27 protein-coding genes are annotated in these 25,403 nt (G+C 71.1%); 1 reads left to right on the top strand and 26 read right to left on the bottom strand.

Translation table 11 applies throughout. From position 1 onward, the window contains the following. Positions 1-290: 290 nt before the first annotated feature. The 20 genes from ACZ56U_RS37235 to ACZ56U_RS37140 all read right to left on the bottom strand — a co-directional run bounded on the left by ACZ56U_RS37235 (position 291) and on the right by ACZ56U_RS37140 (position 17,495). Positions 291-869, bottom strand: coding sequence for a TetR/AcrR family transcriptional regulator (locus ACZ56U_RS37235; protein WP_469088358.1), 579 nt, complete (start codon positions 867-869; stop codon positions 291-293). Between the two features lie 12 nt (positions 870-881). Further along, complete coding sequence (locus ACZ56U_RS37230) at positions 882-1,259, bottom strand: fic family toxin-antitoxin system, toxin component (protein WP_469088357.1); 378 nt, start codon at positions 1,257-1,259, stop codon at positions 882-884. Next, on the bottom strand, positions 1,259-1,498 hold the full coding sequence (locus ACZ56U_RS37225; protein ID WP_469088356.1) for a hypothetical protein: 240 nt from the start codon (positions 1,496-1,498) through the stop codon (positions 1,259-1,261). The genes ACZ56U_RS37230 and ACZ56U_RS37225 overlap by 1 nt, the downstream gene beginning before the upstream one ends. Before the next feature lie 97 nt (positions 1,499-1,595). Further along, positions 1,596-2,666, bottom strand: coding sequence for a methyltransferase (locus ACZ56U_RS37220; RefSeq protein WP_469088355.1), 1,071 nt, complete (start codon positions 2,664-2,666; stop codon positions 1,596-1,598). A gap of 115 nt (positions 2,667-2,781) precedes the next feature. Beyond that, on the bottom strand, positions 2,782-2,955 hold the full coding sequence (locus ACZ56U_RS37215; RefSeq protein WP_469088354.1) for a hypothetical protein: 174 nt from the start codon (positions 2,953-2,955) through the stop codon (positions 2,782-2,784). A 106-nt stretch (positions 2,956-3,061) separates the two neighbouring features. Further along, on the bottom strand, positions 3,062-3,583 hold the full coding sequence (locus ACZ56U_RS37210) for a TetR/AcrR family transcriptional regulator (protein ID WP_469088365.1): 522 nt from the start codon (positions 3,581-3,583) through the stop codon (positions 3,062-3,064). 154 nt (positions 3,584-3,737) lie between these two features. Further along, positions 3,738-4,034 carry a DUF1330 domain-containing protein gene (locus ACZ56U_RS37205; RefSeq protein ID WP_469088353.1) on the bottom strand — a complete coding sequence of 99 codons (297 nt, stop codon included), beginning with the start codon at positions 4,032-4,034 and terminating at the stop codon, positions 3,738-3,740. Between the two features lie 87 nt (positions 4,035-4,121). Continuing rightward, positions 4,122-4,646, bottom strand: coding sequence for an anthrone oxygenase family protein (locus tag ACZ56U_RS37200; protein WP_469088352.1), 525 nt, complete (start codon positions 4,644-4,646; stop codon positions 4,122-4,124). Positions 4,647-4,733: 87 nt separating this feature from the next. Next, complete coding sequence (locus ACZ56U_RS37195) at positions 4,734-5,222, bottom strand: nuclear transport factor 2 family protein (protein ID WP_469088351.1); 489 nt, start codon at positions 5,220-5,222, stop codon at positions 4,734-4,736. Positions 5,223-5,252: 30 nt separating this feature from the next. Next, on the bottom strand, positions 5,253-5,483 hold the full coding sequence (locus tag ACZ56U_RS37190) for an acyl-CoA carboxylase subunit epsilon (RefSeq protein ID WP_469088350.1): 231 nt from the start codon (positions 5,481-5,483) through the stop codon (positions 5,253-5,255). A gap of 10 nt (positions 5,484-5,493) precedes the next feature. Next, on the bottom strand, positions 5,494-7,023 hold the full coding sequence (locus ACZ56U_RS37185; RefSeq protein WP_469088364.1) for an acyl-CoA carboxylase subunit beta: 1,530 nt from the start codon (positions 7,021-7,023) through the stop codon (positions 5,494-5,496). 35 nt (positions 7,024-7,058) lie between these two features. Beyond that, positions 7,059-7,895, bottom strand: a complete 837-nt coding sequence (locus ACZ56U_RS37180; protein ID WP_469088349.1) for a 4'-phosphopantetheinyl transferase family protein — start codon at positions 7,893-7,895, stop codon at positions 7,059-7,061. After that, the gene (locus ACZ56U_RS37175; protein ID WP_469088348.1) at positions 7,892-8,230 is read right to left on the bottom strand and encodes an acyl carrier protein; all 339 of its coding nucleotides are present in this window, start codon (positions 8,228-8,230) and stop codon (positions 7,892-7,894) included. Before ACZ56U_RS37175 ends, ACZ56U_RS37180 begins: the two co-directional genes overlap by 4 nt. A 63-nt stretch (positions 8,231-8,293) precedes the next feature. Beyond that, positions 8,294-9,199 (bottom strand): alpha/beta hydrolase, encoded by a 906-nt coding sequence (locus ACZ56U_RS37170; protein WP_469088363.1) that lies wholly within the window; start codon positions 9,197-9,199, stop codon positions 8,294-8,296. A 491-nt stretch (positions 9,200-9,690) separates the two neighbouring features. Further along, positions 9,691-11,178 carry an FAD-dependent monooxygenase gene (locus ACZ56U_RS37165; protein WP_469088347.1) on the bottom strand — a complete coding sequence of 496 codons (1,488 nt, stop codon included), beginning with the start codon at positions 11,176-11,178 and terminating at the stop codon, positions 9,691-9,693. Positions 11,179-11,210: 32 nt separating this feature from the next. Further along, positions 11,211-14,453: an FAD-dependent monooxygenase gene (locus ACZ56U_RS37160; RefSeq protein WP_469088346.1), complete on the bottom strand. Its 3,243-nt coding sequence runs from the start codon at positions 14,451-14,453 to the stop codon at positions 11,211-11,213. A gap of 2 nt (positions 14,454-14,455) precedes the next feature. Further along, the gene (locus ACZ56U_RS37155) at positions 14,456-15,394 is read right to left on the bottom strand and encodes an aromatase/cyclase (RefSeq protein WP_469088345.1); all 939 of its coding nucleotides are present in this window, start codon (positions 15,392-15,394) and stop codon (positions 14,456-14,458) included. A gap of 93 nt (positions 15,395-15,487) precedes the next feature. Further along, the gene (gene fabG, locus ACZ56U_RS37150; protein ID WP_391243483.1) at positions 15,488-16,270 is read right to left on the bottom strand and encodes a 3-oxoacyl-ACP reductase FabG; all 783 of its coding nucleotides are present in this window, start codon (positions 16,268-16,270) and stop codon (positions 15,488-15,490) included. Between the two features lie 36 nt (positions 16,271-16,306). Beyond that, a complete protein-coding gene (locus ACZ56U_RS37145) occupies positions 16,307-16,579 on the bottom strand; it encodes an acyl carrier protein (protein WP_469088344.1) in 273 nt (90 codons plus the stop codon). A gap of 289 nt (positions 16,580-16,868) precedes the next feature. Further along, complete coding sequence (locus ACZ56U_RS37140) at positions 16,869-17,495, bottom strand: hemerythrin domain-containing protein (protein WP_469088343.1); 627 nt, start codon at positions 17,493-17,495, stop codon at positions 16,869-16,871. A 263-nt stretch (positions 17,496-17,758) separates the two neighbouring features. Between ACZ56U_RS37140 and sigJ the strand changes: the two genes are divergently transcribed. Further along, positions 17,759-18,772, top strand: coding sequence for an RNA polymerase sigma factor SigJ (gene sigJ / locus ACZ56U_RS37135; RefSeq protein ID WP_469088342.1), 1,014 nt, complete (start codon positions 17,759-17,761; stop codon positions 18,770-18,772). Positions 18,773-18,784: 12 nt separating this feature from the next. Here sigJ and ACZ56U_RS37130 read toward each other — a convergent pair whose 3' ends face one another. From ACZ56U_RS37130 to ACZ56U_RS37105, 6 genes are all read right to left on the bottom strand, one after another. After that, complete coding sequence (locus ACZ56U_RS37130) at positions 18,785-20,125, bottom strand: cation:proton antiporter (RefSeq protein ID WP_469088341.1); 1,341 nt, start codon at positions 20,123-20,125, stop codon at positions 18,785-18,787. 26 nt (positions 20,126-20,151) lie between these two features. Then, the gene (locus ACZ56U_RS37125) at positions 20,152-20,559 is read right to left on the bottom strand and encodes a nitroreductase family deazaflavin-dependent oxidoreductase (protein ID WP_391243469.1); all 408 of its coding nucleotides are present in this window, start codon (positions 20,557-20,559) and stop codon (positions 20,152-20,154) included. Positions 20,560-20,585: 26 nt separating this feature from the next. Beyond that, a complete protein-coding gene (locus tag ACZ56U_RS37120) occupies positions 20,586-21,143 on the bottom strand; it encodes a flavin reductase family protein (protein WP_469088340.1) in 558 nt (185 codons plus the stop codon). Positions 21,144-21,179: 36 nt separating this feature from the next. After that, the gene (locus ACZ56U_RS37115) at positions 21,180-22,679 is read right to left on the bottom strand and encodes an FAD-binding oxidoreductase (RefSeq protein ID WP_469088339.1); all 1,500 of its coding nucleotides are present in this window, start codon (positions 22,677-22,679) and stop codon (positions 21,180-21,182) included. Positions 22,680-22,780: 101 nt separating this feature from the next. Next, complete coding sequence (locus ACZ56U_RS37110) at positions 22,781-24,415, bottom strand: MFS transporter (protein ID WP_469088338.1); 1,635 nt, start codon at positions 24,413-24,415, stop codon at positions 22,781-22,783. A gap of 107 nt (positions 24,416-24,522) precedes the next feature. Next, positions 24,523-25,341 (bottom strand): dienelactone hydrolase family protein, encoded by an 819-nt coding sequence (locus ACZ56U_RS37105; RefSeq protein ID WP_469088337.1) that lies wholly within the window; start codon positions 25,339-25,341, stop codon positions 24,523-24,525. Positions 25,342-25,403 lie beyond the last annotated feature (62 nt).

Below are 25,403 nucleotides of genomic sequence, written 5' to 3'. Positions count from 1 at the left end.
GCGCGCGTCTCGCTCCGCGAGAACGACGCGCCGGCGCTACGCGCCGGAACATTGCCACGCTCCGCGCGGCAGCAAATTCCCGGCTTCGCCGGGAATTACGGCCAACTCCGTTGGCCGAAGCTCGAATTGCTCCGCAATTCGGCTTGCAGAAACTCGCTCCGCGAGTTTCTGGGGGCGTGCGTCACTCTTGCTATCAGATTGGATCTGGAATTAGTCGGAGTACCTCTTCACGGATGCACCCCGCGGGTCGGCGTTTCTGACAGGACGTCGGGGTTGCATGTGGCGCGCGTTCAGGAGGGCTGCTGGCTCGGCCAGTTGCGCAAGAGGGTGTCCAGGGCGTCCAGGATTCGGGTCCAGGTTTCTTGGGTGTCGGGGGTGCTGTGGCTGAAGCTGCCGGTCATTTCCAGGGTGATGTAGCCGTGGAAGGTGCTGCCCAGGAGGCGGACGGCGTGGGTCTGGTCGGGTTCGGTCAGGTCGTAGCCGCGGAGGATGGCGCGGGTCATCTGGGCGTGTCTGGCGCCTGCGCTGGCTGCGGCGGCTTCGGGGGTGAGGCGGAGTTGGGCTGCGGCGTAGCGGCCGGGGTGTTCGTGGGCGTAGTCGCGGTAGACGTCTGCGAGGGCCGTCAGGGCGTCTTTGCCTGCTCGGCCTGCCAGGGCTGTGGTGCCTCGGTCTGCCAGTTCCTCCAGGGCCAGGAGGGCGATTCTGGTCTTCAGGTCGTGGGAGTTCTTCACGTGTGAGTACAGGCTCGCGACCTTGACGTCGAGGCGGCGGGCGAGCTCTGAGACGGTGATCTGGTCGAAGCCGATCTCGTCGGCCAGGTCGGCGCCGGCTTCGGTGAGGCGTTGTGCGGTGAGTCCTGCGCGCGCCATGGTGGTGCCCTTTCAGGTGGCTGTGGGCCAGGTGCGCAGGTGGGTGGCGATCCTCGCGGTGGTGCAGGCGGGGTCGCGGAGCAGGTCGCGCAGGGCGATGGCGTCGTCGCGGGTGGGTTTGAGGGGGATGCCGGAGGCTTCCAGGTACATGACGCCGGTGGCGGCGGCGACGGCCATGTTGGAGCGTTCCAGCCAGCGGCAGCGGCCGAGGATGTGGATGAGGACGGCGGCGCGGGCGTAGGGGCCGTCGTAGACCGGCTGGTCGAGGAGTTCGGCCTTGTGGGCGGCTACCGCGGCTACCGGGATGCCGTAGTCGTCGGGGGCGGGGTCGCGGGCGCCTGCGATCTCGGCGACTTGCAGGATCCAGGGGACGTCGATGTGCAGGTCCATCAGGCGGCGTGGGCTCCTGGGGCGGTGCGGTCGGCGTCCTCGGCCTCGTCGAAGATCGCCTGGTGTTCGTCGAGGAAGCGGCGGGCGGCCTCCTGGCCGCGGGCGCGCAGGCCGTCGGTGTCCTCGCGGACGAGGGCGGCGATGTAGTCGCCGACGCTCAGGCCGCGGTCCTTGGCTCGGGCCTTGGCGAGTTCGGCGACCTCGTCATCGACGCGGGCGCCGAGTTGTGTCTTTGCCATACGAGGATGGTAACAGTTGTTACCAGCGCGTGCTTCCCGACATCTGCTCGGGCTCCGCAAAGGCCGAGAGGGCACGGATGTGCCCCCTCGGGCAGTGTTATGCGAGTTTGGTCGCGGAGAGGATCGCCTGGACCGGGATGACGTCCGGGGGCACCTCGGAAGCATCTTTGGTGATCGCCTGGTCCACCTTGAACCCGGCCTGCTCCAGAAGGCTCTGATAGACCGACAGCTTCTGCGGGCCGCCCTGGCCCATGGCGGCGCCGATGAAGAAGGCCGGGAAGAAGTCGACGTTGTAGTTGTCGGTCTCCTTGATGTTCTCCGGGTACACCGGCACCAGGATGTTGATCTGGCCGCCGACCTCCAGCGCGTCGTAGACGCCCTGGAGGATCCTGAGCACGTTGTCCTTGTCGAACATGTCCAGGAAGTGCTTGATCAGGACGACGTCGAACCCCTTGGGGATCTCGTCGAAGACGTTGCCGCCGATGAAGGACAGGTGCTCCTCGAGGCCTTCGGCGCGGAAGTTGGCCAGCGCCCTGGACTCCTTGTCCGGCAGGTCGAAAGTGGTGACCTTCAGGCCCTCGGAGGTCTTGTGCCGGTAGGTGTGGATCGCTCCGAGGCCGGTGTTGCCGGCCACGTCCAGGACCCGGGAGCCGGCCGGGATGTCGATGTTGGCGAAGAACCACGGGTCGATGTTGGCGGTGACCGTGTTCATCAGCTTCAGCCAGGAGTCGTTGAGGTCCTGGTGGTCGGCGACCGCGTCGTACAGGGTGCCCTCGGCGCCGTACAGCTCCTTCAGGCCGACGACCGTGCCGGTGCGCACCGACTCGGTCAGATAGAACAGCTGCCGCAGTGCGGTGACCTTGATGAGGTTCATGTAGGCGAGGGCGCGCTTGAGGTCGCTTTCGGCGACGGCTGCCAGCGCGTCCAGGGTGTAGGCGCCGGAGGTCTCGTCGTGGGCGACGAAGCCCTCCTTGACGAGCAGGAACAGCAGCTGTTCCACGGCGTCGGGTTTGGCGCCGACGGCCTCGCCGAGTTCGGTCGCGGTCTGGCCGGGCTTGTCCCGGAGCTGGTCGACGATGCCGAGTTCGAAGACTGACACCAGGGTCATGAAGCGCGAGGGCCCCACCATGTATTCGCGGAATCGCGCGAGGGTGGCTTGTGACGTCATGTCAGTGTTCCCTTCCGATTTTCTGGTTCCGGTTGAGCTTTTACTGATGACGGCCACATTTAGGGGGATCATGGGGCCGAGCCCATTTCTGTTCTGCCCACAAATTGCAGTCGTTCTACAAATGGAAGCCCCATGTGGAGAACGTCCTGCTGGTCTCCGACATCGGATGACCAAACCGCCGGGAGTCCAGGATCGGCCGGACGCCCTCCCGTGAGCAGGGCACGTCCAGCAGGTCGGCCGTCTCCTCTATCGCTGAATACAGGTCCGCCAGTTCTGTGTTGTTCGACATACGTTCCTGCACTTTCCATGCTGCGCACAGTTGTCGGGCGGAGGGATGCCGGGGGGGGTGGCCGCGACATGTCGTCGACGGCGGCGGGGGGAGGAACGGGAGGGGTTCAACCGACCAGGTAACGCTGGATCGTGGGAGCGACGAGCTTGACGACGTCCTCCACGGGGAGGGACGCGATCGGCTCCAGGCGCACCATGTAGCGCAGCGTCATCAGGCCCCAGACCTGGGCCTGGGCGGCGTTGATGTTCTCCGGCGGCAGGTCGGGGGTCTCCTTGGCCCCGAGCACGTGGCCGAACTGCTTGAACAGCTCGGACTTCGGGGTGGACATGACGGCGCGCATGGTGGCCTTCTCGTCCTCGCTGGTGTGCGCGGCGACCATCTGTGCCAGCAGGTGCACGCGTGCCTCGGGGTTCTCCCACAGGGCCAGGGACGCCCGCAGGACGCCCTCGCCCAGGTGGTCGAGGGGTCCGGAGAGTGACGTCCCCGCGGCTTCGCCGACCGCTCCCCCGAGCGCGCTTCCAGGGTCGCGGTGGTGTGTGTGGCTTGCGACATGTCCCCTCCAGTGGCAGACGCAGGCCCGTGGCGTGAACTCTGCGACTGCGCTCGCCCTTTGGTGGTAGTTCGCCATCATCACGCGTCTTTGGTCAACGCGAGCTGGAGGCGGACCGGACCGGCGAAAACGAAAAAGGCTCCCGCTTTGCCGGGGAAGCCGGCGAAGCGGGAGCCTGGGAGTCGTCGAGGGCGGGGCGGGTGGGGCGGGGCGGAGTCGTGGAGGGGGTGGGTCAGGCGGCTGGGACGCCTTCGAAGATCAGGATCCGGCCCCGGGTGTTGCGGACACGCAAGGGGACGATCTCCTGGTAGGCCGGGGAGTCGTACCAGCTCTGCGCTGCCTCCGCCGACGGGAATTCGATCACTCCGGTGAAGGCCTTGCTCTCGCCCTCCAGGATCTGCCAGGGGGCTCCCCGGACCAGGTAGCGGCCGCCGTGCGGCTCGATCGTGGAGACCAGCTCGGCGCTGTACCTCGCCACCATCTCGGGGTCGCCGGTGAGTTCGGCTTCGGCTATGACGTAGGCGGTCATGTGTCGTCCTTGTGGGGTCGCGAACGCGCCCGGCCCGCCAACGGGTGTTGGCGGGCCGGGCGCGTTGTGGTGTCTGGGGGCTGTGGCCTAGGAGCGGCTGGCCAACGGGGTCTCGGTGTGCGTCGTCGTCAGTGACCTGGCCTTGTGGGTCAGGGCCGAGAACGACAGCAGGGCGAAGGCCACGAGGGAGGCGAGGGTGCGTACCGCGTGGCTGGTCTGCCATTCGTCCCGGACGTCCGCCCAGTCCGACGGCGGGGACGCGACCGTCCAGTCCTTCTGGTCCGCGTTGATCGGGAGGTTCACCACGAACGTCAGGATCAGGATCAGCAGGAACAGGGCCAGGGCCGCGAGGGGGACGTAGAGGTTTCGGCCCTTCGCCTTCCAGGCGCCTATCACCACGATCGCCGTGGCGATGATCGTGGGGATGAGGGTGGCCGAGGCCAGGGTGTCCAGGGAGTCGAGCTCCACCTGGCGGACCTGGGCGTAGACCTTGCCGTCGTAGTCGCGCAGGGAGTTCTCCAGGACCATCACGCAGACCAGGAATCCCGTGAAGACGCCGCCGAACAGCAGGCCTATCCAGCGTGCGATCGTGAACAGCGGACCTTGCTTCATTCGTCACTCCAGGGCGGCTGTGGTGTGGTGTCGCTGACGCTCACCCGGTCAGGCTTCCACAGACCCGGTCGAGTGTCGGTGGAGATTTCAGGCTGCTGCCGTCTTGGCCCGCGGCGCCTCTCCGGACTGCCAGACGAGGTCGAAGACGAAGCGGTGGATGCGCCAGCCGTGCGGAGTGCGGCGGGCCTCGGCCTCGTAGTGGCCGCCGATGGTGAAGTCGGCCGCCGGCTCGTCGGCCCGGCGTACGTGCACGGCCATCAGGTGGGCGCTCACCCGGGCCTCGTCGCCGTCGAGGTCGACGGCCTGGTTCGCGCTGATGTGGTGGGTGCGGGCGAATGTCGTACGGGCCATCTGCTGGAAGTCCGTCAGGCCCTGAAGGCCCTTGAACTCGCCGAAGGGGAAGCTCAGGTGGACGTCCTCGGTGAAGATCCTCTCCAGCCAGGCGTCGCTGCCGCGGTCCTTGTCGAGGTGGTGGACGTAGCGGTCGCAGAGCTGGGTCAGCTCCGCGCGGTCGTTGAGGAGCCGCAGTTGGCGGTGGAGGGTTTCCAAGCCGGCCTCGTCCTGGAATACAGGCATCTTCTGGTCCTTCTGTAGTGGCGGGGTGGGTCAGGCTGCTCGTTGGAACTGGATGCTGCGCCAGGCCCGGGGCTGGAACGGGGTCGGCTGCTGGCGGTGCCAGCGGGCTGCCGTGGGTGGTCGGCGGGCCCCCGTGGTGTGTGCGCCGGCGCTGCTCAGGCGCTGGTGGAGTACCGCTATGACCGCTGCCAGTTCCTCCGGCGTGGGGTTGCCGCGCTCGATCCTCAACTCCAGGGCGGGGGCGGTGTCTTGGGTGGTCATGGGTGGCCTTTCACTGGGGAGGTGTGCCGTGTTTGCGGCGCGGCAGGGCCGCGTCCTTGGCGGCGAGCATCCGCAGGGAGCTGATGAGGGACAAGCGGGTGTCGGCCGGGTCGATGACGTCGTCCACCAGGCCGCGCTCGGCCGCGTAGTACGGGTGGACCAGGTTGCGCCTGTACTCGTCGATCTTCTGGGCGCGCATCTCCTCCGGGTCGTCCGCGGCCGCTATCTCGCGGCGGAAGACCACGTTCGCGGCGCCTTCGGCGCCCATCACCGCTATCTCGTTGGTCGGCCAGGCCAGGGCCACGTCGGCGCCGATGGAGCGGGAGTCCATGACGATGTACGCGCCGCCGTAGGCCTTGCGGAGCACCACCGAGACCCTCGGGACGGTGGCGTTGCAGTAGGCGTACAGGAGTTTCGCGCCGCGGCGGATGATGCCCTCGTGTTCCTGGTCGACGCCGGGCAGGAAGCCGGGGACGTCGACGAGGGTCACCAGGGGGATGTTGAAGGCGTCGCAGAACTGCACGAAGCGCGCGCCCTTCTCACTGGCCTTGATGTCGAGGACGCCGGCCATGGCGGCGGGCTGGTTGGCGACGACGCCGACGGTGCGGCCGTCGAGGCGGGCCAGTGCGCACACGATGTTGGGGGCCCAGGTGGCGTGGACCTCCATGTACTCGCCGTCGTCGACCAGTTCCTCGATGACCGCGCGGATGTCGTAGGAGCGGTTGCCGTCGGCCGGGACGGTGTCGTGGAGGGTGGGGCAGCTGCGGTCGGCGGGGTCCTCGGTGAGGGTTTCCGGGGGGAGTTCGCGGTTGTTGGCGGGGAGCATCGACAGCAGGTAGCGGACCTCGGCGATGCAGCTCTCCTCGTCGTCGTAGACGAAGTGGGCGACTCCGGAGGTGGAGGCGTGGACGTCGGCGCCGCCCAGGCCGTTCTGGGAGATCTCCTCGCCGGTGACCGCCTTCACCACGTCGGGGCCGGTGATGAACATCTGTGAGATGTCGCGGACGGTGAAGACGAAGTCGGTCAGGGCGGGGCTGTAGGCGGCGCCGCCCGCGCACGGGCCGAGCATCACGGAGATCTGCGGGATGACGCCGCTGGCCTGGGTGTTGCGGCGGAAGATGCCGCCGTAGCCGGCCAGCGCGCTGACGCCTTCCTGGATGCGGGCGCCCGCGCCGTCGTTGAGGGAGACCAGCGGGGCGCCTGCCGCGATGGCCATGTCCATGATCTTGTGGATCTTGGTGGCGTGGGCCTCGCCGAGGGCGCCGCCGAAGATGCGGAAGTCGTGGGCGTAGACGAAGACCGTGCGGCCCTCGACGGTGCCCCAGCCGGTGACGACGCCGTCGGTGTAGGGCCTCTTCGCCTCCAGGCCGAAACCGGTGGCGCGGTGCCTTCGCAGCGCCTCGATCTCGGTGAAGCTTCCCTTGTCCAGGAGCAGGGCGATGCGTTCGTGGGCCGTGAGTTTGCCCTTGGCGTGCTGGCGTTCGGTCGCGGCCGGGTCCGGGCCCTCGAGGATGCGGTCCTTGATCTCCTTCAGTTCCATGGTCGCCGCGGTGGACGAGGTGCTGTGCATGGCCATCACTCCCAGCTGGGGCAGACCTGCCGCTCGGCGGCGATCCGTTCGGTGGCGTCGTCGGTGTAGAGGCACTCGGTGGGCAGCCGCCTGGCGAGGATGTCCAGCGGGGCCGCGGCGGCGGGGGCGGAGGCACAGGGCGGGGTCACGACGGCTACGGCGGCCACGTGGGCCGGGCAGCTCGGCATGTTCTCGATGCGCCAGCCGCGCGGGCGGGCCGGGGCGTCCGGGTCGGTGCGCTCGCCGAGGTAGTCGGAGTTCAGCTCGCGGCCCAGCCCGGTGCCCAGGGCCTTGAAGTAGGCCTCCTTGCGGGTCCACAACCGGCCGAAGGCGAGGGGCCGTTCGGCCTCCTCAAGGGCGTTGAGCTCCTCCTGCTCGGCCGGGTGGAGCTCGGGCAGGCACAGCTCCACCGTCTCCAGCGTCGGCACCCGCTGGACGTCCACCCCGAGGGGCGCGGACGCGATGCTGATCAGCGCGATGCCGTGGCTGTGGGACAGGGAGAAGTGCACGCCGGTGCCGTGCAGGACGGGACGGCCGTGCGGGCCGCCGCAGCACGGGCAGGTGTCCCGGCCCAGCGGGAGTTCGGCGGGCGGGATGCCGGTGTAGGCGGTGAGCAGGCGGCGCAGCGCGATGTGCGCCATCAGGTAGGTGAGGCGGTCCAGGGGGCGGACGAAGGCCGCGGCCCGTTCGCGTTCGCGGTCGTCGAGTTCGCTGGTGACCATGTGCTCGGGGTGCTCCCCGGCCCATTCGGTGCCGATCACCCACAGGTGGGTCTGGTTGGCCTCGACGGTCAGCCGGGGTGCGGTGGTGCGGGGCGGTGCGGTCAGGCGCGCTGCGCTCATCGCGCCGTCCCGTACGCGGGCTCGGCCACCGATGCGGCGAGCAGGGCCGCGATCTCGCCGACGGTGTCCTCGCGCAGCAGGTCGTGGGTCTTGATGCGGACGTCGAGTTCGTCCTCCAGGCGGCGCTTGAGGCACAGCGCGAGCAGGGAGTCCACGCCGAGGCCGCGCAACGGCCGGTCGGGGCCGACCCGGTGGGCGGGGGGTACGTCGAGGACGTGGCCGAGTTCCCGGCAGAGCCAGGCGGTGATGGTCCGGGTGCGGGCGTCGAGGTCCATGGCGCGCAGCGCGGACGGGTCCGGTGGCCGTACGAACAGCGGGGCGGTGGTGTGGTTCATGGACGTGTCGCTTCCGTCGAGGAGGGAGCGGGGCGGTGGTGCGGGTGGGGGGTCGCGTGGGTGTCAGGCGGCCGCGGGCACGGTGGTGCCGGTGGCCGCCTTGCCTGCGAGGCACTCCTCGAGGAAGGCGAGGGCGCGCAGGTGGTAGGTGTGGGCGGTCCAGCCGAGGCTGATGTTGTGGCCGGCCTGCGGCTGGCGCTCCACCAGGAGGCGGGGTGCGTGCGGCAGCAGGGCGGGCAGTTCGGCGAGGGTGTGCTCGTCGTGGCGCCACCACCTCTCGTGTTCGGCGAAGGTGAAGCGGACGGGTACGCGGATCCTGGCGGCGACCGACGCGAACCGGGCGGGCCAGTGGGCCACTTCGGCGCGTTCGCGCTCGGGCATGGGCGCGACGATGTTCGGACAGTGGCGGAAGGTGTCCGGCGGATACAGGCGCAGGGCGCCCCAGTTGTGCTTCCAGTGGCCCTGGCCGCCCGCCGAGGGCAGCTCGTGCGCGGGTACGGCGAGGCGGTGGCCGAGGCCGGAGACGTCCAGGCCGAGCAGCGGTGCGGGCAGGCCGTCCGCGGCCGCGGTCAGGGCGAGTTTGCCGCCGTAGGAGTGGCCGAGGACGAACACGCCGGCGCCCAGGTCGTGCCGGGCCGCGTAGGCGGCGAGGGCCGCGCGGACGGTGGCCGACTGTTCGGCGAGGGTCTGCCCGTGGGGCAGGTCGGCGGTGGAGGCGCCGTAGCCGGGGCGGTCCAGGGCGAGGACGGTGTAGCCCAGGCGGGCACCGAGGGCGAGCAGGGACTGACCGGGCAGGGCCCGGCCGTCGAAGTACCCGGCGGTCATCCCGCCGCCGTGCAGGGCGAGGACGGTGGCGCGGGGTGGTCCGGCGGGCGGGGTGGCAAGGAGGGCGGACAGGGCGGTGCCGGCGGCGGGGAGGGTGATGCGGCGGGTGCCGGTGCCGGTGCCGGCGGCGGCGGGCAGGGTGATGCGGCGGGTGCCGGTGGGCGGTAGGGCGGTTGTGGTGGGTGATGCGGGTGCGGGTGGCGTGGGGATGTGGCCGGGGCCGGGTGGCGGCAAGGCTGGCGCGGTAGGTGATGCGGGTGCGGGTGGCGCCGGGATGTGGCCCGGGCCGGACGGCGGCAGGGCGGTCACCGTCGGCGATACGGGCACGGGGGGCGCCGGGATGTGGCCCGGGTCGGACGGCGGTAGGGCGGTCACCGTCGGCGATACGGGCACGGGGGGCGTTGGGACACCGCCGGGACCGGGTGGCGCCAGAGCGGACGCCGTAGGCGATACGGGCACGGGGGGCGCCGGGATGTGGCCCGGGTCGGTCCGCGGCAAGGCAGGCGCCGTAGGTGATGCGGGCATGGGAGCCGCCGGGTTGTGGCGCGGGCCGGACGGCGGCAGGGCGGGCGGTGGTGGGTCGGTTGTGGCCCCCGGCGCGGGGCGGCGGGGGCCGGGTGGTGGGGCGGGGGGTGTCACTCCGGGTGCTCCTGGGGGTCGGGGGGGCCGAACCAGCGGTGCAGGGCGGTGCGCAGGTCGTCCTCGTCCGTGTCGGGGTCGGCGGCCCAGGCGACGTAGCCGTCGGGGCGGATCAGGAGGGCCGGGGTGGTCGACAGGAGCGGTTCGGTGTCCTCGGGGTGGGCCGTGGTGGTGGTGACGCGGTCTTGCCAAGGGGCCGCGGCCGCGCGCAGGGCCGGGTCGTCGGTGAGGTCCAGGAGGACGCCGCGGGCCGGGTGGAGGAGTTCCATCGTGGTCAGCGGGCCGTCCGGGCCGGTCAGGGTGCGCGGGGGCAGCCGGCGGCCGAGGAGGGGGTGGGTGCCCTCGCCGACGTCGTAGCGGACGTCGAGGCCGGAGACCAGACCGGCGAGGTGGCGTTTGACGTCGTCGTACTGGATGAGCTCGCCCATCAGCTCGCGCAGGGGGCTCATCTCGGGGCCGCCGACGAAGAGCATGCCCTGGGCGTGGGTGTTCATCAGCAGGCGGGCGCCGGCCGCGTGGCGTTCGGCGTGGTAGGTGTCGAGGAGGCCGACGGGGGCGCGGCCGGTGACCTCGGCGGCCAGCTTCCAGCCGAGGTTGGCGGCGTCCTGCACGCCGGTGCTCAGGCCCTGGCCGCCTGCCGGGAGGTGGACGTGGGCGGCGTCCCCGGCCAGCAGGATGCGGCCGCGCCGGTACTCGGTGACCTGGCGGGTGGCGTCGGTGAAGGAGCTGACCCAGTGGGCGGTGCCGGCGCTGATGTCCTCGCCGGTGATGTGCTGCCAGGCGTCGGCGACCTCGGTGAAGCTCACCGTGCGTTCGCGTTCCCGGCCGGGTTCGACGTCGGGGACGACGATGATGCGGTCCACGCCGTCGCCGAGCGGCGCGGCCATCACCATGCCGCCGGGCAGGCGCTCGCCGAGGAAGCGCGGGCGCAGCTCGCAGCCGGCGACGTCGGCCAGGTACATGGTGCGGGTGGCGTCGGTGCCGGGGAAGGAGAATCCGGCCGCGCGCCGTACGGGGCTGCTGCCGCCGCCGCAGCCCACCAGGTAGGCGGCGGTCAGGCGTTGGACGCCCTGCGGGGTGGCGACGGTGATCTCGACGTGGTCGCCCTTCTCGTCGAGTTCCAGGAACTCCCAGCCGCGCCGGATGTCCGCGTCCAGTGAGATCGCCCAGCGTTCCAGGACGTCCTCGGTGTGCGACTGCGGGATGCCGCGGGCACCGAAGTGGGCGTCCTGGAGGACGGTGTAGTCGAACTGCACGCCGCCGAAGTGGCCCATGGGGGCCTTCTCCAGGTCCCCGAACCACGGCAGCAGGCCGCGCTGTTCGAAGACCTCCATGGCACGTGCGGTGAAGCCGAGCCCGCGGGACTGGCCGGTGGGCTGCTCCAGGCGTTCCACCACGACGACGTGGGCGCCGCCCAGGCGCAGTTCCCCGGCGAGCATCAGACCGGTCGGGCCGGCCCCGACGATGATGACGTCGGCGTCCATGGTCTCTCCTCTCCCCTACTCGTGGGTGGTGGTCAGCCGAACAACTGGGCGATGTGCGCGGGTGCCTTGGTGCGGCCCCACTCCAGGGCCTCGCCGAGCAGTTCCGGGGTGGCCTCGAAGCAGGTGTTGTCCGGGTCGCCGAGCGCGAACGGCTCGGGGAGGAACTTGGACTCGCGCACCTGCTCGAAGATCAGCTCGGCGGCCTCCGCCGGCTCCAGCCCGCCGGCCTCGACGGCCTGGCAGGTCATACGGGTCATGGTGAGCAGGCCGGCGATGTCCTCGCCGACGGGCGCGGGCAGACCGGGGGTGGTGGTCTTCTCCAGGTCTTTCAGGATCTGGTCGTCCTTGTGCTCCATGAAGCGGCGGTAGGCCCGCTCCACCGTCATCGTCGGCATGATGCTGGTCGACTCCCACACCCGGGTGACCGCGTTCCACAGGTCGTAGTGGCGAAAGCCCACGAAGGAGCTGTAGACGAGGTCGTCGTGGACGTCGTACAGGCCCTGCTGGAGGCGGTCGATGTACTCGAAGCGCTCGGTGGACCAGTCGCCGTCGCGGGAGGCCTCGATCAGGCGCCAGGCCAGGGAGTTGACGACCTCCAGGGTGTTGGTGAGGCCGCGCGAGTACAGCGCGTCGATGAAGCCGGCGGCGTGCGCGGTCAGGCAGTAGCGCTCGCCGACGGTGCTGGAGGAGGAGTACTGCAGGCGGCCGGTGGCGACCCAGGGGCGTACCGCGCGGGCGTCGGTGAACTGCTCGGCGATCTGCGGGAAGCGGGCCAGGAACGCGTCGAACTCCTGCTGCGGGGTGAGGTCCTGGGACTTGGGGAACTTCCGCTCGTCGAGGGTGAGGCCCACGCTGCACAGCGGGCTGATGGCGCCGTCGTGGTTGTCGAAGGGGATCACCCACAGCCAGCCGCCGTCGAAGACGTGGTGCAGGGTGCCGTGGTGCCAGGGGCTGGGCTGCTTGTGCGCGGCCGCGGCGGGGGCGTCGTCGTAGGGGGTGACGCCGACCATGTGCGTGAACAGGGTGCGGGAGTGGTGGCGGGCCCGGGTGGGCTCCTCGCGCAGGCCGAAGGCGTCGGCGACGGGTGAGCGGAAGCCGCTGCCGTCGACGAGGTACTCGGCGTGGTACTCCTCGCCGCGGTCGGAGCGCAGCACGGCTCCGTCGGGGCCGGTGGAGATGTCGGTGATGCGGGTGCCCAGCAGCGGGGTGGCGCCGTGCTTGACGGCCAGGTGGAACAGGTAGGCGTCGGTGTCCTGGCGGAACAGGTGGCTCTCGGTGCGCTGCCACTCGGGGACGACGAGCTGGTTGATCTCGTCGGGGTTCTGGTCCTGGCCCTCGCGGTGGTAGACGAAGCCGAAGTTCTGCTTGCGGCCGCTCATCGGGGAGACGTGGTCCTGGATGCCGCGGAAGCTGGCCAGGTGCACGATCTCGGGGACGTCGTAGCGCTCGCCGACGATCCGGGTCATGGCGGAGGTGTAGGGGATCGTGGACTCGCCGACGGCGAAGCGGGGGTGGGTGCCGGCGTCGATGAGGAGCACCTTGACGCCGTTGCGGGCGAGGACCGCGCCGAGCATGCCGCCGGCCATGCCCGCGCCGAGGATGGCCACGTCGTAGCGCTCGTGCGGCGCGGGGGCATTCGTGTTCATGGGGTCGCCCTTCGGGGAGTCGTTGGTGGCCTCGGCTTCGCCTTCGGCCTGTGGGGTCCCACCCGCACCAGCCGTGCGGCTCGTTGATTCGGGTGCGGGTGGCCCTTGTGGGGCGGAAGCGCCGTCGGCGGCTGCCGGTTCGGGGGTGGTTATCGGCCTCGGCGTCGATGCGGCGTCGGCTGTCGGGCGTTCCGTCGTAGGCGGCCCGAACCAGTGGGTCAGGGCCTCCGGCAACGGGGTGTGGCTCCGGGACGTCCAGGCGATGTGGCCGTCGGGGCGGAGCAGGAGGGCGTCGGTGCCGGGGAGGTCTGCTGTGGCGGTGACGGTGGTGATGTGGGCCGACCAGGGGGCCGCCTGCTCGTGGAAGGGGGCGGCGTCCGGGGTCAGGAGGAGGAGCAGCGGGCGGGCCCGGTGAAGCAACTCCGTTGTCGTCAGCTGACGATGACCTGCCGTCAGATACGTGTGCGGCAGGCGTACGCCCTCGTCGCCGTAGCTGATGTCCAGGCCCGCGATCATCGACGCCAGGTGGGTGCGGACCTTCCCCGACGACAGGAGTTCGGTGAACAGGGACCGGGTCGAGTCCGATTCCGGGCCGCCCAGGAGCAGTTGGGACTGGACCTTGATGTTGGCCAGGACCCTGCGGCCCACCTCGTGCCGTTCTGCGTGGTAGGTGTCGAGGAGGGTGTGCGGGCTCCGGCCGGTGGCGACCGCGGCCAGCTTCCAGCCGAGGTTCACCGCGTCCTGGAGGCCCAGGTTGAGGGCCTGGCCGCCGATGGGCATCTGGCGGTGGGCGGCGTCACCGGCGAACAGGACGCGGCCGTGCCGGTAGGCGGACAGCTGGCGATTGGCGTCGCCGAAGGAGTTCACCCACAGCGGGGTACCGGACGTGATGTCCTCCCCCGTGACCCGCTGCCAGACCTCGCACACCTCCTTGAAGTCCGGTTCCGCGGTGCGCGCTCGGGCCTCGCGGCCGAACTCGTGCACCATCACCCGGGTGACGCCGTCGCCGCGCCGGGCGGCCACGGCCATCCCGCGGGCCAGGCGCTCGAAGCGGCGGTTGGGGATGTCGATGCCCGCCACGTCCGCGCGCAGCAGCTCGCGGGCCGCGTCCTCGCCGGGGAAGTCGGCGCCCAGCAGCCGGCGCACGGTCGAGCTCTCGCCGTCGCAGCCCACCAGGTACGACGCCCGGATCCGCACCGGTCCGGCGAGGCCGGCGGCCACCGCCTCCACGGCGTCGGCCGTGGCGCGCACCGCGCGCAGGGTGTGCCGGCGGTGGATGCGGGCGCCGAGAGCCGCCGCCCAGTCCTGGAGGAGGCGTTCCGTCTCGGTCTGCGGGACCTTCCACTGCCCGGGGTGGGTGCTGGGCAGGGTCAGGTCCAGCGGGATGCCGCCGAAGTGGCCGCGCACCTCGCACGGCGGGGTGCCGAAGGCCTGGAGCAGGCCCCGGCTGTCGAGGATCTCCATGGTGCGGGCGTGCAGGGTCGAGGCCCGCGACTCGGTGGTCGGGGCGTCGCGGGTCTCCAGGACGACCACGTCGGCGCCGCCCAGGCGCAGTTCACCGGCGAGCATCAGCCCGACCGGGCCCGCGCCCACGACGACGACATCGGTGTTGAGCCGCTGGGCCGCCATGATCAGCGCTGGTTCTCTGCGTAGTCCTTGGCGTGGCCCAGGGTGGCGCGGCTGTTGGTGCTCAGCGCGCCGTGCACGTACGCGCGGGCGTCCGCGACCGTGGCGTCCTCGCCGAGGACGCGGGCGATGTTCTGCGTGTTGAGGACCACGGTGTGCTGGGAGGAGGCGGTGGTGGTGCCGTCCGCGTCCTCGGTGAACGTCCAGTAGCCGGTGTGCAGGGTCATCAGCGCGGGCAGCGTGATCTGCTTGTAGGCGATCTTCTGGTGCGGGAACGTCACCCGGTACGACTTGGTGGTGTGCGTGGAGCCGTCCTTGGCGCGGGTGTCCATCTCCAGGCTCTGCAGGCCCGGGGCGGGCTCCTCGAAGCGGACGGTGGCCACGTGCGGCAGCCGCTCGGGCCACCGGTCGGCCTCGTTGACGAAGTCGAAGGCGTCCTTGGCGGAGCCCGCGATCGTGACGGAGTCCTCGAAGGAGAACGTCACGTCCTCGGTGGCGTGGGCGAGTTCGACGTTGGTCTTCAGGGCCGCGAGCTCCGAGCGGGAGTTGCGGTCGACGGCCTCGTCGATCCAGGCCAGGCCCTTGGGGTCGTCGTCGATGGCCCGGTAGTCGTGCAGCAGGCGTACCCGGGACGTGGAGTCGGTCAGCGGCTCGATGATCCAGGTGCCGCCCATCGCGGCGACCGGCGGGGTGGAGACCTCCTGGCGGAAGGTGATGCGCAGGGCGGCGGCGTCCAGGGTGCGGCGCGAGGTCCAGTTCTTCGGCTCGCCGTTGGCGGTGGCCCAGATGCGGATGCGCTCGCTGTCGCCGTCGCGTTCGACGTGGTCGACGTAGAGGGTGGGCGGGAAGATCCGCGGCCAGTTCTCCACCTCGGCGATCAGGCGGTAGACGGCGGCTGCGGGGGCGTCGACGTCGACGGTGTGCTCGACCTCGCGGAGCGTCATGGCTGAACTCCCTTTCCGGGGTGGGGTGGGGGCGGGGTGCGGTGGGCGTGCCTGGTGGGCGCCAGGTCACCGCCGTACCGCCCCCGGGCGGGTCTAGAAGTTGCCGAGGCCGCCGCAGACGTTGAGGGCCTGGGCGGTGATGGAGGCGGCGGTGTCGGAGGCGAGGTAGCCGACCAGGCCGGCGACCTCTTCGGGGGTCGAGTAGCGGCCGAGGGGGATCTTCGCCTGGAACTTGGTGAGGATGGCGTCCTCGGTGGTGTCGTAGGCGGCCGCGTAGCCCTGGCGTACGCGCTGCGCCATCGGGGTCTCCACATAGCCGGGGCAGACCGCGTTGACGGTGATGCCGGTCGGGGCGAGCTCGTTGCCGAGGGCCTTGGTGAAGCCGACGACGCCGTGCTTGGACGCCGAGTAGGGGGCGCCGAGGACCACGCCCTGCTTGCCCGCGGTGGAGGCGATGTTGATGATCCGGCCGCGGTCCTTGTGCCGCATGCCGCCGGCGTTCAGGACGGCCTTGGTCATCCGGAAGACGCTGGTGAGGTTGGTGTCGACGACGTCGTCCCACAGCTCATCGTCGATGTCGGCGGTGACGCCGCCGCCGCTGCGGCCGGCGTTGTTGACGAGCACGTCGATGGTGCCGAACCGGTCCACGGCGGCGGTGACGAAGGCGGTGACGCTGCTCGCGTCGCGTACGTCGACGACGGCTCCGTCGACGTCGAGGCCCTCCTCGCGCAGTTCCTTGACGGTGCTGGTGACGTTCTCGGCGGTGCGCGCGCCGAGGAAGACGCGGTGGCCGCCGGTGGCCAGGAGCCGGGCGACGGCGAGGCCGATTCCGCTGGTGGCGCCGGTGACGACGGCGACGCGCTGGTCCTGCTGCATGGTGGCTTCTCCCTGGGTCCGGGTGGCGGGCGTGGGTCAGGCGGCGGTGGCGGTCGACGTCAGCAGGGCGTTGACGGCGGCGATGAGGGTGCGGGGGGTGCGGTTGTCGGTGAAGACGTCGTCGTCCAGGGCGATGCCGTACTCGCGCTCGATGCGGCCGCCCGTCTCCAGCAGGGCCAGCGACTCGTAGCCGAGGGACTCGAAGTCGAGGTCGAGGATGTCGCCGTCCAGGTCGATGCCCTCGTCGGCGCCGGCGCCCTCCAGGAGGATGCGCTTGAGGTCGGTGAGGGTGAACGCGGAGGAGCTCATGAGGGGGGTCCCTTCGGGGATCGGCGGTGGTGGTGGGTGGGGTGGGCATGGCGATGCCCCTGCCGGTGGGGCTTGGCAGGGGCATCAGGGTGAACAGGAGAGAGCGCCTGGGAGCTCGGGGGGTTCTGTCGGCTTGCGGCTGCGGGCTCGCGGTGGCTGGTCGCGCAGTTCCCCGCGCCCCTGACGGGGCGCTGCGGGCATGGGAACGCCCCTGCCGGGGCGGGGGATGTCGCCGGCAGGGGCGCGCTCCAGGGGGCCCGTCACGGGGCCCGTCAGGGGGCCGTGGGGGTCAGGCGCCCCACATGTTGCGCTTCTTGTAGTTCGACTCCCAGAACAGCTTGTTGAGGACCTTCACCGGGGCGGGCATGGTGTCGAGGAACGCCTTGCGGTCGTCGGGGGTCTGGCTGTCGGTGATCCAGGGGAAGTAGACGGCCGCGCCCTTGGGGCCCTGCTTGCGGGCCATCGCGCCGCGGAAGGCGTCCCAGTCCTTGGTGGTGCAGACGTCCTGGATGAGCGGCAGCGCCTCGGTCTCCTCGTGCTTCATGTGGTCGCCGAGGACCCGGATGAGCTCGGCGACGCGGTCGGCGAGGTCGGGGGTGTTGCGGGCCAGTCCGTCGTCGACGGAGGCGAGGACCGGGTCCAGGAGGGCGTGCTCGGCCTCCATCTCCTCCATCAGTTTCCGGTCGGCCGGGCGGTCGGTGACGCCGGCCGCGACCCGCGGCCACAGGTCGGAGTCCTCGACGGTGTGGTGCACGTGCAGCTGGTGCTTGAAGTTCTCCCAGCCGTCGCGCACCTGCGGTGAGGTGGCCCGGCCTGCGGCGACCGCCGCGGCGAGCCGCTTCATGTCGCGGCGGAAGGCGTCGTGGGTGGCGTACATGACGGCGAAGTTGATCGGGGCCTGCTGTGCGACTGCCATGGTCTGGGTGCCTTTCTCGGGACCGGCCGCGGCCGGTTCGCTGGATGGGAGAACTCGCTGTCGCGAGTGGGGAGTCCGGCCCCTTCCGGCCGGGCTCCCCACGCCCCGCGGCCCGGGCTGCCCTCGCGAATGAGAGGGATCTGCCGTGGCCGGGTGTGACACGAGCGGCCTGATTTGTGAGCTGAATCACATTCGTCGGGTCGATGTCACATTTTTCGGGCCGCGGCCGTCTCGGGTGTGAGCTCGTCACAGGGAGGTGCACCATGTCCGACAGCCAGGCAGGCGACCCCGCGGCCGATGCGATCGAGGCCTCGACAGAGGTCTTCGTCGGTTACCGCGAGTTGTTGTTCTCGATCGTCTACAACCTGCTCGGAACCGTCGCCGACACCGATGACGTGCTCCAGGAGACCTGGTTGTCGTGGTCGGCGAAGAAGCTCCGGGCCCCGCACGAGGAGATCGACAACCCCCGGGCCTACCTCGTGCGCATCGCGGTCAACCACGCGCTGGCCCGCAAGGCGGTCATCAAGCGGCGCCGCGAGACGTACGTGGGTCCCTGGCTGCCGGAGCCGCTGGTGACCCGGGGCGGCGACGAGGAGCCGGCCGCCGCGGAGCCCGCCCACCGGGCGTTGCAGAGCGAGTCGGTGTCGATGGCGCTGATGGTGGTCCTCGAGACCCTCTCGCCGCTGGAGCGGGCGGTGTTCGTGCTGCACGACGTCTTCGGCTACCCGCACGCCGAGATCGCCGGGATCCTGGACCGCAACCCCTCCTCGGTACGCCAGCTCGCCCACCGGGCGCGCGCCCACGTGCAGGCGCGGCGCCCCCGCTACCAGGCCGATCCGCAGGTCCAGCAGCAGGTCACCGAGCGGTTCATCGACGCCGCTCTCGGCGGCGACCTCGCTCTGCTGATGGAGATGCTGGCACCGGACGTGACCATGTGGACCGACGGCGGCGGCAAGGTCCGTACCGCGGGTCTGCGGCCGGTGATCGGGCGGGAGAAGGTCTGCCGGCTGCTGGCGGGCTACGCCAGCCGGACACCGAAGGACATCGGCATCCAGTACCGGCACGTCAACGGCGACCCCTCGGCGGTGGTGTTCTCCGAGGACTCCCCGTACGCGGTGCTGGTCATGGACCTCACGCCCGAGAGCGACCAGGTGCGCGGCATCTACGCCGTGGTCAACCCGGACAAGCTGGCCCGGGTGCGGTCGGGAGAGTCCGCCGAGGCCACGGAGCCCGCGGAGTCCGCGGAGTCCGCCGGGTCCGCCGGGGACGAGGCCTGAGCGCCGTGGGCGTCAGTGGGTGCCGTGTCCCCGGCCGGCGGCCGCTTCGGCGATGTCGCCGCGGGGTCCGGCCTGCTCCGCGGCGGCCGGAGTGCCGGCTGCGCTCCCCACCAGGGGCATCGGACGGCCTTTCAGCAGGCGGTTGAGGACGGGCGCCGCGATCCCGGTGGTGACCAGGGCCATGAGCACCATCGCGGAGAACAGCTGCACGGTCAGCAGTCCGAGGCTCAACCCCACGTTCAGCAGCACCAGTTCGGTCAGACCGCGGGTGTTCATCAGGACGCCGAGCACGGTGGCGTCGCGCCAGTCCATACCGGTCAGCCGGGCGGACAGGGCGACGCCGCCGAGCTTGCCCAGACAGGCCACCACGATGATGGCCACGGTCTGCAGGACGCCGCCCGCGGTCAGCGTGGTGAGGTCCACGGCGAGGCCGGTGACGACGAAGAACACCGGCAGCAGCAGCTTGCCGACGGTCTCCAGCGGCGGCAGCGCCACCCGGTGCAGCAGGCTGTCGTGGCGCCGGGGCATCACCAGGCCGAACATGAACGCGCCGAAGATGGCGTGGATGCCGATGTGCGAGGTGACGAACGCCGAGGTGAACACCCCGGAGGCGAGCAGCACCGGAACGTACTGCGTGTGGGTGACGCGCAGCCGGTCGCTGATCGTGGCGAGCACGGGGCGCACCAGCCACAGCATGACCGCGAGGTAGACGGCCGACCAGGCCATCACCCCCAGGAACCCGGCGGCGCCGGTGGCGGTGGTCAGGGCGACCACGACGGCCAGCATGCACCAGGCGAGCACGTCGTCCGCGGCCGCGAGACCGAGGGCGAGGGTGCCGGCGCGGGTCGACTGCAGTCCCTGCTCGGCGATGATCCGGGCGAGCACCGGGAAGGCGGTGATGGACATGGCGACGCCGAGGTACAGCGCGAACTCGGTGAACGGCACGGTCTTTCCGCCCACCACGTCGTGGGAGCCGTAGATCATCCAGGCGAGCCCGACCCCGAGGGCCATGGGCAGGGCGAGCGAGCTGATCCAGATGGCGCCGGTGGAGCGGAAGCGGCCCTTGAGGGCGCCGCTGTTGAACTCCCAGCCGATGATGAACATGAACAGCAGCAGACCCACCTGGGAGACGACGCCCAGGTGCGGGCGTATCTCGGCGGGGAAGATCCGGTCGGGCAGGTCGCCGGGGAACAGGCCGAGCAGGCTCGGTCCCAGGCAGATGCCGATGGTGATCTCACCGATCACGGCGGGCTGTCTGACCCGGCGACACAGGGCGGTGATCGCGGTCGCCAGGGCGAGGATCAGGGCTATGCCGCCGATCGCCGTGACGGTGATCCACTCGGAGTGGGGCACAGCAGTCTCCTGTCAGGAGGCGGCGGTCATGGCCGGACCGGCGCGATGGTGGTCTCGACGGGGCGCAGTTCGATGAAGTCGAAGGCCTTGAAGCGGCGCAGCACGGGCCGCAGCGGTGCGGGCACGACGGCCTGCCGCGGGTCGGTGAACACGTGCGGCTGGTCCAGGCGGATCAGCTTTCCGCGGGTGTGCAGTTCGCAGCCGCCGGCGGCGATCGTGTTGCGCACCCAGTCCGACTGGGGGCCGTAGGGCAGCGACATGACGTAGTGCGGGCCGCGCCTGAACACCTTGACCGGGGTGCGGTAGACGCGTCCGGACTTGCGTCCGACGTGCAGGACGGCGCCGAACCCGGGCATCCGGGTCAGCACGGGTCCGACGAAGCGGTTGGCGAAGGTGCGGTTGAAGCGGGCCAGTCGCCGTTGGACAGCGGACATCCGAGAACTCCTTTTTGCGTGCGGGGTCAGACGTCGAACATGGGGTGGGTACCGCGCTGTTCGGCCTCCAGGGAGCCCATGGAACCGCGGAAGAAGATCAGTGGCTCGGACTCGCCGCTGGGTGCGCCCAGTTCGGCGACCTCACCGATGAAGATCGTGTGGTCGCCGCCCGCGACGGCGTTGACCAGACGGCACGACAGATACGCCATGGCGCGGCTGAGCACGGGCACGCCGGCCGCGGAGTAGTGGTGGTCGACGCCGTCCAGGTTCGCGGTGTGCCGGCCCGCGAACGCCCAGGCGAGGGGTTCTTGGCGGCCGGCGAGGAAGTTGACCGTGTAGGCGCCGGACTCCTCCACCACCGCGCGCAGGCGGGACGCCTTGTGCAGGCAGAACAGCACCAGCGGCGGGTCGAGGGAGACGGAGGTGAAGGAGTTGACGGTGGTGCCGGCCGCCTGTGCGCCGCTGCCGCTGGTGATCACGGTCACGCCGGTCACGAACAGGCCGCACACATTGCGCAGCACCTTGCCGTCGATGGGAACGTCGGCGGTTCGCTGCGGCAGGACACCTGGCTGTGTCGCGGTCATGCGCGCCCCCTGGGGAGACAGGCCCCGGTGAAGGGGCTAGCGGATGCTCTGGGCGTACGTGAACAGGCCGTACGGGTCGTACAGGGCCTTGGTCGCGGCGAGCCGCGGGTAGTTCTCGGCGTAGTAGGACCGCTTCCAGTCCTTCAGGGCCGGGTCGACGAAGTTCTGGTAGGTCTCGCCGCAGGACCAGGGGTCGATCGCGGCGAACGCGCGGTCCACCCACACCCGGGCGGCGGCCTGTCCTTCGGCGGTGGGTGCGGCGGGGATGGTGGCGAGGTAGTTGACGGTGTAGAGGCTGTCGCGGTGCACGTAGGCGGTCGCCGTGCGGGAGAGGTCGGCCGCGGCGCCGCCGAGGGGCAGCACCTGCAGCTGGCGGATCTGGCCGGCCTGCCGGTCCGCGTCGAACACGGCGAGCGCCGCCGCCCAGCCGCTGCGCGCGAGGGGCGCCTTGGCCATGCGGCTGCGTTCCAGGCCGAACGCGGGCCGGGTCAGCTGTCCTTCGGGGTGGAGGTCGGCGGCGCGGTGGCACTGCTCGGCCGTCCTGGTGGCGCAGCCGTAGACGCCCATCATCAGCGAGCGGTAGGGCAGGACGGCGTCCGTGCGGGACGCGGGCGGCCCGGTCAGGGCGAGCAGTCGGCCCACCTCGTCGGCGAGCCGGTCGGGCGTGCCGTCGGACACCAGGCGGATCGCCGGGACCGGGGTGGCGCCGGGGGCCGCGTCGGGGAGCGTGATGACGGCGGCGCCGCCTATCTCGCGGGGGGCGTCGGCGAGCCAGCGGGCGTAGCCGTCGAGCATGTCGAGCGCCTTGTCGTAGGCGAAGACGAGTGTGGAGGTGGCCACGTCGGTGACGGCGGCGGTGGTGGCGGTGTAGGAGGTGACGACGCCGAAGTTGCCGCCGCCACCGCCGCGCAGCGCCCAGAACAGGTCGCTGTGGCGGCTGGGGGAGGCGGTCACGGTGCGGCCGTCGGCGAGGACGACCGTCACGGAGGTCAGCGCGTCGCAGGCCACCCCGAGGGAGCGGGTCAGGAAGCCGAGGCCGCCGCCCTGCACGAAGCCGCCGGCGGCGACGGTGGGGCCGGCGCCGACGACCACGGCGCGTCCGGCGGGGGCGAGCGTGGTCAGCAGGTCGACGTTCTGGGCGCCGGGCCCGAAGGTGGCCCTGGTGCCGTTCAGGCTCACGGAGTTGAGGCGGGAGACGTCCACGACCAGGCCGGTGGTGGTGGAGTAGCCGCCCATGCTGTGGCCGCCGCTGCGGACGGCGACGGGCAGGTCGTGGTCCTTGACGAAGGCCAGGCACAGGGCGACGTCGGCGGCGTTCGCGCAGTACGCGACGGCCTGCGGGGCGATGGTGTCGAACTGCTGGAGTTCGAGCTGTCGGGCGGTGGCGTAGGCGGCGTCGCCGGGCAGCACGAGGGTGCCGGTGAGATGGGCGCGCAGCTGCTGCCAGGGGGTGGTGGCGAGGGCCGGTGATGGTCGGAGGGCGGCGACCGCGAGGCCGCCGCCGGAGGCCGCGAGAAGTGTTCTACGACTGATCATGTTCGGTTCCCAACACAAGCGCCCCCGGCCCTTTTGGGGGCCGGGGGCGCTTGTCGGTCGTACGGATGTGAGGTGCGCCGGGTGCGGGTGGTTCCCGCGGGTCAGTGCGCGGCGGTGGCGTCCTTGGCGGGGGCGGTCTCCGGCTGGGCGGGCGGCACGCCGTGGCCCATGCCGGACGGGGTCGGCCCGCCCTTGAGGGCCAGGCACAGGGCCGCGCCGGCGAACATCGTGAGGGCGGGCACCAGCATGGTGGGCTGGAGGGCGTCGACGAAGCCCTGGTGGAAGACCTTGGCGGCGAGTTCCTGGATGGTGTGGGCGACGTCCTGCGGCACGCCGTTGGGCAGTGAGGCGCCCTGCTGGGTGCCGACCTCGACGTGCTGGGCGCCGTCGGCGAACCCGGAGACGAAGTCGGAGCGGTAGTCCTCGGGCAGGGTCTTGGCGGCGGTGGCGGCCTCTTCGCGCAGCGCGGAGACCAGCTTGGCCTGGAGCACCGCGCCGATGACGGCGCCGGCGAGGACCGACCCGACCTGGCGCAGCGCGTTGTTGACGCCGGAGGCGGCGCCGGTGAGCTGGGGCGGCACGTTGCGCATGACCTCGGCGCCCATCGGGGCGAAGGTGCAGCCGGCGCCGAGACCGGCGACGAAGAGCGGGCCGACGAACGCGGTCCAGGAGCTGTTGGTGTCGGCGACCAGGAAGATCCAGGTGATGCCGATGCCGAACATCGACAGGCCCGCGGTCAGGATGTACTTGCCGCCGAACTTCTCCGACATGATGCCGGCCGGGCCGGCCGTGAACATCGAGCCGAGCGCGAGGGGCACCAGGACCAGGCCGGTCTTGATCGGGCTGAAGCCCAGCACGGACTGGAGGTAGATCGTGGTCGGCAGCAGGATGCCGAGGACGCCGAAGGACACCGCGATGCCGACGAGGTTGACGACGGAGAAGTTGCGGTCCTTGAACAGGGAGAACGGCAGCAGCGGTTCGTTGTCCTGCTGGCCGCGCTCGTACAGCAGGAACGCGGCGATCAGGACGGCGGAGCCGGCGAGCAGGGCCTTGATCCAGCCGTTCCACTCGTAGCGTTCGCCCTCGATGAGGCCGAAGGCCAGGCAGAACAGGGCCGCGGAGGCGAGGATCGTGCCGATCAGGTCGAAGTGGTGCTTGACCACCCGGACGTTCTTGGGGATGAGCCGGAAGCCGAGGACCAGCACCAGCAGGCCGACGGGGATGTTGACGAAGAACACCCACCGCCAGTCCAGGTGGGTGACCAGCAGGCCGCCCAGTGTCGGGCCGATGGCTCCGGAGACGCCGGCGACCGCGCCCCACACGCCGTAGGCGGCGCCGCGCTTCTCCGGCGGGAAGACGTCGGTGATGATCGACAGCGTCTGCGGCATCAGCATCGCCGCGCCCACGCCCTGCAGCGCGCGGAACGCGATGAGCTGGGCGGGGTCCTGGGCCAGACCGCAGGCCAGGGAGGCGAGGGTGAACAGGGCCACGCCGGTCAGGAAGAGGTTGCCCTTGCCCCGGATGTCACCCAGGCGCCCGGCGGTGATGATCAGGGTGGCGAGCACCAGGGTGTAGGCGTTGACGACCCACAGGATCTTGTCCAGTGACGCGCCGAGGTCGTCGGTCATGTCCGGGATGGCGATGTTCACGATCGTCAGGTCGACCAGGGTCATCACGAACCCCAGGCACAGGACGCTCAGAACCGCCCACGGGTTTGTCTGCCGTTCTCGAGTCATGTTCCTCTCCTTGTCGCGGCGTCAGGCGCGCACGTTTGTGTGGCGGTGCACCCAAGAGGGCGGGTCGGGCTCGGGTGTGACATGCCGCGCCGGAGGTGTGACGCACGTCACATTCGGGCGGCGGGGGTGAGGCGTTCCCGCAGGAAGGCGACGACACGTCGGCGGGCGGCCAGGGCCTGGTGGCCCGGCGTCTCGCGCACCTCCGCGGTCAGCACGGAGTGGGCGCTCTTGGCGAAGCCGCCCGCGTTGCCGGGAGCGGAGTCGAGTTCGATGACCTCGAAGGCGTCCCCGAGCCGGGCCCTCAGCGCGCCGAACCGCTCGGCCGGGGAGATGGCGTCCTTGCTGAAGCGCAGTCCGAGGACGCACAGGCCCTCGCCGCGGGTCCGGGCGGCGACGGCGTCGAGTTCGTCCCCCGCGAGCCCCGGGTCGGCCTTGCGGCCGCGGCTTGTCGGGAAGGGCACGGAGGGCTGGCTGACGACCGGGGCGAGGACGACCGGGTCGACGGCGGCGGCGAGCGCGAACCCGCCGGTGAAGCACATGCCGATCACGCCCACACCGGGCCCGGGGGTGCGGGCGGCCAGGTCGCGGGCGAGGTGGCGCAGGTAGTCGGCGACGGGCCGGCGGGCGTTGACGGCGAAGGCCCGGAACTCCGCCGACACGCACAGTCGCGCCGCCACACCCAGGGTGTAGGGCGGCGAGTCCGCGCGGCCGGGGGTGCCGAACAGGGAGGGGACGGCGACCGTGAACCCCTCCTGGACCAGGTGCTCGGCCAGGCCCAGCACCTCGGGGGTGATGCCGGGGATCTCCGGTACCAGGACCACGCCGGGCCCCGTCCCCTTCTCGTACACGTCGTGGGTGACGGGGCCGCCGGTGAAGGAGCGCCGGCTCCATCCGGTGAGGTCCGAGGTGGGTGCGGTGCCGCTCACGGCGTACTCCTTGAGAAGGCGGGTGAGAGGGGCGCGTCGACCGCCGTATGGCCTTGGGGCGT

The sequence above is a fragment of the Streptomyces sp. NPDC034103 genome (genome assembly GCF_055575395.1).
Note: the sequence above shows the minus strand (reverse complement) of the source record. Positions and strands in the feature narration are given on the sequence as shown.